The organism is Advenella alkanexedens (assembly GCF_019132845.1).
Lineage (GTDB): Bacteria > Pseudomonadota > Gammaproteobacteria > Burkholderiales > Burkholderiaceae_B > Advenella > Advenella alkanexedens.
Map to the genome: position 1 here is coordinate 45525 of NZ_JAHSPR010000013.1, position 11170 is coordinate 56694.

Annotated in this window: 8 protein-coding genes; 2 read left to right on the forward strand and 6 right to left on the reverse strand. The window is 46.4% G+C overall.

Features of this window, described 5'->3' with window-relative positions:
* Positions 1-15: 15 nt before the first annotated feature.
* Complete coding sequence (locus KU392_RS13485; protein WP_217735552.1) at positions 16-1029, reverse strand: aldo/keto reductase; 1014 nt, start codon at positions 1027-1029, stop codon at positions 16-18.
* Between the two features lie 109 nt (positions 1030-1138).
* Between KU392_RS13485 and KU392_RS14345 the strand changes: the two genes are divergently transcribed.
* On the forward strand, positions 1139-1348 hold the full coding sequence (locus KU392_RS14345) for a YqaE/Pmp3 family membrane protein (protein ID WP_343212458.1): 210 nt from the start codon (positions 1139-1141) through the stop codon (positions 1346-1348).
* Positions 1349-1466: 118 nt separating this feature from the next.
* On the opposite strand, the gene KU392_RS13490 is transcribed toward KU392_RS14345, so the two are convergent.
* The 3 genes from KU392_RS13490 to KU392_RS13500 all read right to left on the reverse strand — a co-directional run bounded on the left by KU392_RS13490 (position 1467) and on the right by KU392_RS13500 (position 6529).
* Positions 1467-1973, reverse strand: coding sequence for an acetone carboxylase subunit gamma (locus tag KU392_RS13490; protein WP_169294301.1), 507 nt, complete (start codon positions 1971-1973; stop codon positions 1467-1469).
* Between the two features lie 62 nt (positions 1974-2035).
* Positions 2036-4360, reverse strand: a complete 2325-nt coding sequence (locus tag KU392_RS13495; protein WP_169294300.1) for a hydantoinase B/oxoprolinase family protein — start codon at positions 4358-4360, stop codon at positions 2036-2038.
* Between the two features lie 21 nt (positions 4361-4381).
* Entirely contained in the window at positions 4382-6529 is a 2148-nt protein-coding gene (locus KU392_RS13500; protein WP_217735553.1) for a hydantoinase/oxoprolinase family protein, read from the reverse strand.
* A 516-nt stretch (positions 6530-7045) separates the two neighbouring features.
* On the opposite strand from KU392_RS13500, the gene KU392_RS13505 reads away from it, so the two are divergent.
* The gene (locus tag KU392_RS13505; protein ID WP_169294298.1) at positions 7046-9079 is read left to right on the forward strand and encodes a sigma-54-dependent Fis family transcriptional regulator; all 2034 of its coding nucleotides are present in this window, start codon (positions 7046-7048) and stop codon (positions 9077-9079) included.
* A gap of 61 nt (positions 9080-9140) precedes the next feature.
* Here the strand turns inward: KU392_RS13505 and KU392_RS13510 are convergent, their stop codons facing one another.
* Both KU392_RS13510 and KU392_RS13515 read right to left on the reverse strand, forming a co-directional pair.
* Positions 9141-10772, reverse strand: a complete 1632-nt coding sequence (locus tag KU392_RS13510) for a Na+/H+ antiporter (protein WP_217735554.1) — start codon at positions 10770-10772, stop codon at positions 9141-9143.
* Positions 10773-10871: 99 nt separating this feature from the next.
* Positions 10872-11048, reverse strand: coding sequence for a hypothetical protein (locus KU392_RS13515; RefSeq protein WP_217735555.1), 177 nt, complete (start codon positions 11046-11048; stop codon positions 10872-10874).
* Positions 11049-11170 lie beyond the last annotated feature (122 nt).

Genomic DNA, 11170 nt, shown 5'->3' on the forward strand with positions numbered 1-11170 from the left:
TCGGTTTTGATTGTTTCAGGCAGCAGAATAAGGCACCCTGCCAATGACGGGATGCCCTGGATCATTATACCCGGGTGTAGAATTATGCCCTGTTACCACCAACTCATCTACCAGCGCCTCATCATCAGCTGTCAGTTGATAATCAAGGGCCCGCTGATAAGCCTGCCATTGTTCAAATGTACGGGGCCCTACAATAACGGAGCTGATCAGTTGATTATTCAGCACCCATGCCAGGGAGAAATCTGCGGCTGAAATGCCTTTTGATTCGGCATGCTGCCTGATACGCTGCGCAACCAATAATGACTCCCGACGCCATTCTGTTTGCATGATACGACGGTCGTTGCGACCGGCACGCGAATCGGCCGGTGGCGCAGTATCCGGGTCATATTTACCGGTTAAAACACCCCGTGCCAGAGGACTGTATGACACAACACCAATACCGTAATGGGCAGCGGCAGGCAATTGCTCAACCTCGGCAACACGGGAGACCAGATTGTACAAAGGCTGACTGGCCACTGGTCGATCAATACCAGCCTGATCAGCCAACCTGACAGTTTCGGCAATACGCCACCCCCTGAAATTGGACACCCCGAAATACCGGATTTTTCCTTGCCTGATCAGATCAGCAAGCGCACGGATGGCCTCCTCCAATGGCGCATCGGGTATTTCCCGGTGCAAATACAGAATATCCAAGTAATCGGTTCCCAAGCGTTTCAGGCTGGCTTCAACCGCCTGAAAAATCCATTTGCGAGAAATGCCACGCTGGTTAACCCCTTCGCCAAACACATTGCCCAGTTTGGTTGCAAGAACCCAGTCATCACGGTTACTGGCAATGGCCCGCCCAACCACCGCTTCAGATTCCCCATTGTTATAAACATCGGCCGTATCAATAAAATTGATGCCCCGGTCTTTGGCATCGGCAATAATCCGATGTGATTCCGCTTCGCTGGTTTGCCCGCCAAACATCATGGTTCCCAGTACCAGTGGGGATACTTTTAAACCACTTTTGCCAAGATTCCGGTATTTCATGACTGCTCCACATTGAGTTCTTAATTGAAATAAATTCAAATTTATCGACAACGGGCACCTACGTCAAGCTGAAGTTTTTTATTTCTCAAAAACACCTTGCAATGAAAAGATTCATGATTTTTTTGGGGCCATTATTGCTTTACGCTTGCCATGGTTGACCTTTTTTACCATAGGTCGTCCTATTGCCGACATTATCTGCCTGATACTGCAAGTAACCCTTATTGGCTGGGTTCCCGCCAGCATATGGGCAGTCTATTCCCTCAGCCAATACAAAACTGATCAAAAAATCAAAGAAGCACTGGGTTCCCGCCAGTTTTGATTAACTCGACTCCACCAAAATAAAACCGCAATCTGTGAATCAGTTTTTTTGTACAGGATTCACAGACCGCGGTTAATATTTATTAAAACCTTATTTCTTAAACCCTGCTTTTAAAGGGTTAATCAACCCGGTCAGGAACAGGCAGACCCAACCAGTTTTTATAGAACGATTCAATATCCGGCTCAAAGTCATGAATAACCGGATACCACGGTGTGGGCGCTTCCACGTCATGCAACACCCCACATTCCGGACAGTAATACTCCCGATATACCTGCCAGTCTGTATCGGGCGCCATCAACTCAGGGTAAATTTCCTGCATGGCTTCGGGGGTATCCCGCACATAAATGGCCGCATCCATTTTCCAGTTATGGCGGTAATCACCAAACTCATGACCGCAGCTGCACTTGTTCACCCATTGTCCGGTAGACTGGGATTGCGCAATATATAGATGAGGCCCCAATGGTAGGATGATCCTGTCTTTCCAGGAAACCTTGTCTTGCAGTACGCTCAGGTACAGTTCAAAACGTTCTTTGTCCTTGGGGGTTTGCAGCATACGAAGGGTGGTGTCCCAATCAAGCTTGCCATCCACCAGATTATTAACCTGTTCTCTTGTAAATACTGACATAACTTATCTCCTTGATCTTTTTTATTTCATGGCCTTACGATTCGCAAGGCCATGATCCTGCTTTATTCGTCAACCAGAACAACGGTACTGACGCCCGGCATTTCTGAAATGTCATTGCGATAGGTTGATCCAAATGAAGGAACTCCCAACTCGGATTCCGGCAATGACCACGCTTCGGGCAAGTCCCAGAATTGCTTGAACTCATTGGTGAATTTCTCACTCAAGGCAAAACTGGTTGAGTACATATGACGTACCTGAACTGAAGCACTCTTGGTCAGGATCCGCTCACGCTCTTCCTTCATCCATTCACGGGTAGGTACCGCACGCTGCAACCGTTCCTTGCGAATTTCAGCACGTCGTACCGTTGTTTTCTCAGAATCAACCACCCAGTTGCCTTCGGCATCTTTGTCAATAACCGCACCATAAACCTTCCGGGCAAATTCAGGTAACACGAAACGGTTGTTAAGGTCACGGGCAATGGCTGCCGGCTCACGATCCAGCGGATCACCAAAGCCCGGACCGCCACGGATATAGTTCAGGTACAGGTCATGATCCTCAAAAATGGTTTCCGTGGTCATGCATTGCTTATCACGTTTAATCTGGGCAGTCGCACTGATATGACGCTCATAATCCGGTTCACTCGGGTTACTGTCTGCTCCCAGTGGAATAGAAAGTTTCTGTTCAATCCGGGCTTTAAGATCGGTATTATGTGCTTCAAAACGGTAACCGGTGGCTGCCGGATAACCTCCCATCAGTCCCCAGTCACTGTTCATATAACCGTTACCCGAAAAGAACATGGTCCAGTCCTGGGCATGCCAGACCATACGCAGGGTTTCCAGTCCACATCCACCCCGGTATTTGCCATAACCACCCGAATTGGCTTTTACGTTACGTCCCATAAACAACAAGGGTTCGGCCATTTCCCAAATTTCAATATCACCCATATCTCCTTCAGGATTCCAAACCGCTGCGGCATGATTCAGGCCATCCTTGACCGCGCAGGCACCGGTACCGGTTGCCGCCGTTTCAAAACTGTTAACTGCATGAATTTCCCCATCCTGGTTGATACCCCCACCCTGTAGCCAGTTACTGGTATTACCATTACCGGCATTTACCTCTTCCAGATAACCGCGGCTGAAATAAGATTGGCTCATTGCCCGCCACATACCTGTCCAGGCGGAAACCAGATAGTGCCAGGCATCCGAGTGGGCCGTCCGGCGATCATCCGGGTTCATCCAGGTGCCTTTGGGAATATTGAATTCCGTTGCATAATAAGCACCATCGTTAATCCGTTGGGTTGGCACCAGTGTTTGCGTTAGCATGACCCAGATACCGCTGGTAAAAGCCACCTGGTTGGCATTGAAGCTGTGCCAGCACCAGCGACTTCCGCCTTCAAAGTTCATGCGCCAGCTGGCATCTGGCCGGATGGTCAACTCGGTGGGAGCATGCATGATGGTATTCATTTTGGCGTAAGAAGCCGTTAACTGAACATCCTCATGGTTATAGGGAACATCAACAAAGGCCACTTTGCGATAAACACCTGGAATGGTCATGTCTTTCAGGCGGGATTGCAGGCCACGGCGACCTTCCTCAATAATTTCATAGGCAAACTTCTCAAAAGCCTCCACCCCTTCGGACTCAACCACCTCTTCAACCAGTTGACGAATCATATGACAGCCGGCAATTCGGGTACGTTCGTCCAGAATCAGATATTTGGGTGTACGGGTTGAGCGCTGGCTTTCATGCAGCCAGTCACGTAATGGCTCATCATTCACACCCGTTTTGCGGCAGGTCGTCATGTAGCCATCCCCAAAACGGGAGGTTTGCCCGGTGGACATCGAGCCTGGAGAGATCGCGCCCGTATCAATGACGTGAGTGACTCCACCCACCCAGCCAATCAGTTTGCCTTCCCAGAAAATGGGTACGATCGTGGCAATATCACAAGGGTGTACGTTGCCGATAGAGCAGTCATTATTGGTAAACATGTCACCCGGATTAATGCCTGGATTGGTTTCCCAATCATTCTCGATCATGTACTTAATGGCTGCACCCATGGTGCCCACGTGAATGATAATACCGGTCGAAGTCAGAATACAGTCACCGGCGGCGTTATACAGGGTAAAGCACAATTCGCCTTCCTGCTCCACGATAGGTGAAGCGGCAATTTTCTTGGCGGTTTCACGGGCATGCACCAGCCCCCCACGTAACCTTGAAAACATTTTTTCATAACTGATCGGATCGCTTTCCTTGAACGCCAGTGTTTCAAGCGCGTTGTAATAACCGCTCTCTTTAGTTCTGGCCAAAACGGCATCACGATGTGCTTTCAGCGTCATGCCATTACCCAATAAGTTCCCCAGCCCGACTTGTTTCATTGACATCATATTCATGTTGTGTCTCCTTAACTTTATTTATTTCACTTCTTTCAAATGAAACAGGCGATGTTTGTCCAGTGTGGTTTCAAACCCTTTTGGTACCACAAAAGTGGTGGCATCAGATTCAATCACCGCGGGGCCAACAATATGATTACCCGCCTTCAGGGCCTCCATTGACCATACATCCGCGTCATGCCATTTTTTATGCCGGTAAAACGGACGCTTACCAATCAGGGCCTCTTTGGGCGGCTCTTTACCTGACAGCTCCTCCTCGGGCAACTCAGGCTTTTGTGATATAACGCTACCACGCATAATTACTTTGGTAACACCAAAACCAAGCTCTGGCGAACTGGCGGAAGTGGCATACACCCGACCATAAGTTTCATCAAAAGCGGCCACCATTTTTTCCCAGTCTTCAACGCTTGATGCCGCACTGATGGGAGAGTCAATTTCAAGATCATTCAACTGGCCCAGGAACTGCATGCTATAGGCCGGACGAAGCATGACGTCCTCAGGCTTGAAGCCATTGATCACAAACTCTTCAATCACTTTTTCAGCCAATTCATTCCAGCCCTTTGTAAGCGTAATACCCGCTTGTTGCTTGACCTCATCTGAAGACCCGGGAGGTACGGCAACGTCCACACTCATGTCATAGCGATACTCGTACTCGGCACAGGCACAGCCAAACGCTGAAAATCCGGCAGCCCAGGCAGGCACGACCACATCCTCAAATCCCAGACCTTCGGTATAGCCATAGGTATGTACAGGACCGGCACCGCCATAAGAAAAGCAAACAAAATCGGCCGGGTTATACCCTTTGGCGCTAATCGTGGAGCGCATGTATTCTCGCAACTGCAAATCCAGCAATTCAATCACCCCTGCCGCCGCATCTTCGACAGACAATCCCAGAGGATCTGCAATTTGTACTTTAAGATAATGCCGTGCCCTCTCCACATCCAGCTTGATCGCCCCACCCAGGAAGTTTTCCGTATTCAGATAACCCAGCACAACGTGACAATCGGAAACAGACACGGTATCCAGACCGCTTTCCGGCCAACACATGCCCACACGATAACCGGCACTGTCCGGACCCAGCTTGATGGAGCCGCTGTATGGGTCAATCCGCACAAAACTGCCCGCACCCGCCCCCACCGAATCCATGGCGACCAGTGGCAATGACAGAACCAGGCGAGCCATGTCCGGATCTGATTTAATGGCAAAACTGCCTTTGGTAATCATGGCCATATCAAAGCTGGTGCCACCAATATCACTACAGGCAATATTGTCGTAACCCAGCAACTCACCTAAAAACTTGGAACCAATAACGCCGCCAATAGGACCCGATACAATGGTACGCGCCAGCTCTTTGGCTTTCCAGCCAATCGTGCCACCATGAGTGGCCATCACACGCAAGTCAAATTTACCGCCATGTTGCTTGAATCGGTCACTTACACCTTTAAGCGTTTTACGGGAAGGTTCGGCAGCATAAGCTTCCAGAACAGTGGTATTAGTACGATGACTTTCCTTGCGTGACGGGTAATAATCTACCGTTGCAAAAACTGGAATATCCGAACCCAGTTTTGCAAGTTCTTCCAGACAAATATCCCTGGCCCTGCGTTCATTGTCCCCATTTTTATGCGATTGCAACAAGCTGATGACAATTGCCTGCGAACCCTTTGCAAGCAGCTCACGGGTTGCTTTGCGGACATCATCCTCATTAAGTGGAATAACCACCTTGCCCTGTACATCGGTACGCTCGGCGACACCCCGGGTACGGGACAGCGGAACCAACGGTTCATCATAACGGTGTGTATTCAGGTGAATACGGTCTTCCAGCGCATAGCCCAGATAACTTTGCAAGGCGCGTCCCATCGAGTGCACGTCCTCAAACCCCTTGTTGCACATCAAGCCCACATCAAGCCCTTTACGCTGCACCACCCGGTTCAGCATGGCCGTACCGGAATAAACGCAGGTTAACAGCTCAGGATAAACATCCTCAACCCTTCGATTCCATGCAGCCAGCGCATCATTGGAAGACTCATAAATGGCTTGGGCCTCATCGGCCGGATTACTTTGCGCCTTGCCAACGACAAACCGACCGTCACTGCTGACAAAGAATGTATCGGTCATCGTACCGCCTGCATCAATACCCATAACCTGTACGGGAGTGGATTCAGTCCGCATAACACATCTCCTGAATAATTATTCTCTTTTGCTCTGGAATTCCTTTCATTACTTCCTCAAGGATTCCGCTCCTTTGATAACAGAATCATCTGTCACATCGATGTATAAGCAAAACCCGTGCCAATTATGCTTTTGAAATCCCAATCAATTGATTCATATATGAAAAATTTAAAAAACCATCTAGCATAAAAAACAATCAATTTCATTAAAATGAAATTCGTACGTTCGATTTCCGTACGCTCAGACTCATTTCAACCAATATCCGGACAATAGGGTTAATACTGAATATAATTAAATCAGCATAAATAAATGGACAGCACCCCCTCTTTAACACAACCTCCAGGTTGCGTCTGAAGATGGAAAAAGCTATAGTCGAGAAAGAATTAAAAACGATGCGTAATATGTATTTTTTGAAGTCAAAACAAGCAGTACGACCAAGGCAATAAAAACAAAAAACGCATCATTGAGCTGTAACTAACTATCAAGCATATAGCATCAAGTTCAGCCGGAGACAATATGACAGGCTCAATCAAAAGTCAGCGTTTATCTAACCCTGACAACGATAATCGTGTGATTTCCGCATGGGAAAGTGTGATGAATGGTCATTCTCCCGCACCCAATGCCCTAAGACGTTTAATCAATGATTCCTGGAGACGATGTCTTGATGCCAGAATTGACCCTGTGCACCTGCACCCACCTTCAGTGCTGGAAGATAATCAACTGCTAATACTTCAGCAACGGCATTCAGAACTGGTCACAGCCAGCCAACCGGTCATGATGATGGCCAGGGATTTTTTAGCTGAAACAGGGAGCGTAATGATTCTGACTGATCCGGAAGGCGTCATTTTATCCATTGAAGGTGATCCTCGTGGTCTTGATGCTGCTGCATCCATCCAGCTAACAACCGGTTATAACTGGAATGAATTACGTACTGGTACCAATGCCATTGGCACGGCCCTTATGACAGGACAAGCTGTCCAGGTCCATGCCGCTGAACATTTCTGTTCCGGTGTCCGGGAGTGGACTTGCACAGCTGCTATCATTCGTGACCCCTATGATGGACAAACACTGGGAGCCATTGATATTTCGGGCCTGAAACATACATTCAGCCCCCATAGCCTGGCCCTGGTGGCCACGACTGCCAGCCGTATTGAAAGCGCACTAGCCAAAAGAGAGCTCAGGTTTCGTTATCAATTACTGGAACAAAGCGTTGCCAGATTCTCTGGCAGTAATGACGGTATTATCATTTGTGACCGAAGAGGTCGCCCGATTAAGCTGAATGAACAAGTTAACTCAGCCTTGCTGGCACAAAATATCAAATTGGATCTGAATAAATCCGAATCTCTTTTTTCCCTGGATTTGAATCAAATCAGTAACGTTCATCCAACACAAAAACCAGAATGGCTACAAGACGACTGGATCGAACCCGTTATCAATGAAGGTGAACGCATTGGTACTGTCCTGACTATCCCCAGTCCTATCCGAAGCAATAAACCGGAAGCCCCATCCAGGCAACTTTCTGCTCACCGTTCTGATAAGCCCACTGAAGACAGAGGATTTAACCAGATCATCGGTCAGTCTCCCCCCTTAAAAAAAGCCATAGAAAAAGCACAATTATTGGCAAAAACCAATGTCCCGGTCTTGATTCATGGTGAAACCGGTGTCGGCAAAGAAAACTTCGTAAGAGGAATGCATCAGGCTAACGATACAGAAACCGCAGATAAAAGACCTTTTGTTGCCTTGAATTGTGGCGGCTTAACTCCGGATCTACTGGCCAGCGAATTATTTGGTTACTGTGAAGGCGCTTTTACCGGGGCTCGAAAAGGAGGAATGATCGGCAAAGTGGAAGCAGCAAATGGCGGTACCTTGTTTTTAGATGAAATTGGTGAAATGCCACTTGATTTACAACCGCATTTTTTAAGGGTTCTGGAAGAAGGTGAGATTTATAGGATCGGAGAAAACAAGCCCAGAAAAATCAACTTCAAATTAATCACAGCCACCAACCGGGATTTACAGGAGGAAGTATCACAAGGACGTTTTCGAATGGATCTTTATTACCGTATTTCTGTCACAAGTATCCATATACCGGTACTAAGAGAAATTAAAGAGGATATCCCCATCCTGGTTGATTACTTCCTGGGCATACTAGAACATAAATATGGCTATGGATCCAAAAAGATAAACCCCGAAACCTTAAAAATACTGGATGAATATAATTGGCCGGGCAATATCAGGGAATTAAGGAACACCATTGAAAACATGTACTTGATGAGTCAAAGCAATGACTTATTACCTGCAGATATTCCTGAACAGATCCTCTCAACCATCAGGAAAATCGATATCCCTTCCACTTATGCAACTTCTATGCCCGATACGGGACTGCTTCAGCAGGCAGAACTTATCTCAATTGAAAAAGCACTGGCATTACATCATGGCAACATGACATTAACCGCAAAACATTTGGGTATCGCCAAAAGCACCCTATATATGAAAATCAAAAAGTATGGTATTGAAACAAAAATTGCACAAATCAGGAATGAGCCCATCTAATTGACAAGAATCATCACCCAATAATTTCCATTAGCTTTTCAAGTTCCGCCTTGCAAAGCAATCAGCTAAAGCGTATGTGATCAAAATCAAGTCTTTCAACCAACTCCCTGGCAAGTTCGTCCGAGATTTTCTTTTCCCGGGCTAATTGATAAATACTGATACGGGCACGATCAATCAAAGCCAGGCGCAGCATACGTTCAACCTGGTATTTATCATATTCAAGATTTTGCTCTTCGCTCTCGGGTTGAAACCCATTCACGAAATCAGTCATTAATCTGGTTTTAACATCTTCATAAAACTTGGCATCAAAATTATCATTTTTCTCCAGATTGGCAATGACTGAATCAAGATGCATGTTCACTTGCTCACAGGCAACCTTGATGGCCATTTTCTTTTGATTGGAATAACTGATCATAAATTCTTTACTGGGTGATATATCTTTCAATAACAAGGGTAACGCAATACTTGCAGCGATAAGAGAAATAATAATGACCGTAGCAGCCAGAAAAACAGCCAGGTCACGCCCGGGAAATTCGGATTCATCGGGCAATAAAAAAGGAAGCGTCATTACACCTGCCAATGTCACAGCACCACGCACACCGGCAAAAGACAAAATTAAAATATGACGCCACTGCGGTAAAGAGGAAGGCTTTCCAGTTCGTGCCCACAAATAGGGGACATAAATACAGACAGTGACCCAAATAAATCGAAAACCTGTCAGGGAAAGGCAAATAACAATGGCATACATCAACAACCACCAAGGATTGTAATGTCCTGTTTGAGTTACCAAATCAATGGCCTCATTAAAAATGGTCGGTAATTGCTCCCCCAATAATATGAACATGAACCCGTTTAGCGTAAACTGCAAAAGATCCCACATAGCAGTACGCCGCATTCGGGTCATGGGTGAAATCCGACCCGACAACTCAAAAGAACTCATGGCCAAACCCGCTGCCACCGATGACAAAATACCTGAACCACCGATAGCTTCCGCAAGCACATAAGCGGCAAAAGGTGTCAGCAAGCTTAAAAGAATTTCTGCTCCTTGATCTTCACTCAAAAAATAATAAATACGTTGGTGCATTAGGAAAAGTAACCAGGTAGTGATAAGACCCATCGAAATACCGGCTGCCGCTACCCAAATAAAAGAGGTCACCACCTGTGAAATTGAAAATACCCCCGTCATCGCTGCCAAAACAGCCATTCTGAAGGCCACTAAACCACTTGCATCATTAAATAGTGCTTCTCCTTCAAGAATTGACATTAAACGTCTGGGCACAGGCAAACGCCTGGTAATACCTTGAACAGCTACAGGATCAGTGGGAGATACAATGGCAGCAAGCGCAAATGCAACAGGCAATGGCATTGCAGGAATCATCCAGTGGATGATATAACCCAAGCCAAAAACAGTAAGAATAACCAACCCAAAAGCAAGTTGAAAAATCCCCGCCTTATCGCGCCATAATTCATCTTTAGGTATTCTCCAGCCATCAAGAAACAAAAGCGGTGGTATAAGCAGCAGGAAGAAAACTTCAGGATTTAAAAGGATACCTTCATCAAAGACGCCGGAAATAATGAAGCCAAGACCTATTTGTATTAATGGTAAAGGAAGCCCCCATGGCAAAACCCTGCCAATTAGGCCACTGACAAGAATAGCAACGAGTATGGTAAATACCAGCTCTATGCTTTCCATATTAATCTCCAGAAATATAAATTCTTTGAAGTTTACAGTAGTAAATAATTTTTTGAAAAAAATTATTCTTTTTTGACTTAATTTATATTTAATCTATTGTTATGTTAGATCTGCTTGATAAGCATAGCTGCTGTTTGCTGTTTGCTGTTTGCTGTTTGCTGTTTGCTGTTTGCTGTTTGCTGTTTGCTGTTTGCTGTTTGCTGTTTGCTGTTTGCTGGCAATGATAATAAACGAAAAATAACAGATACAAGAAATTTTATCATTTTTGACCGGCAATAAAAAAACCCCTTCAGTAGTGCTGAAGGGGTTTTTCGTAATAAAGAGCCTGACGATGACCTACTTTCACGGATGTCCATCCACTATCATCGGCGCGAAGGCGTTTCACTGTCCTGTTCGGG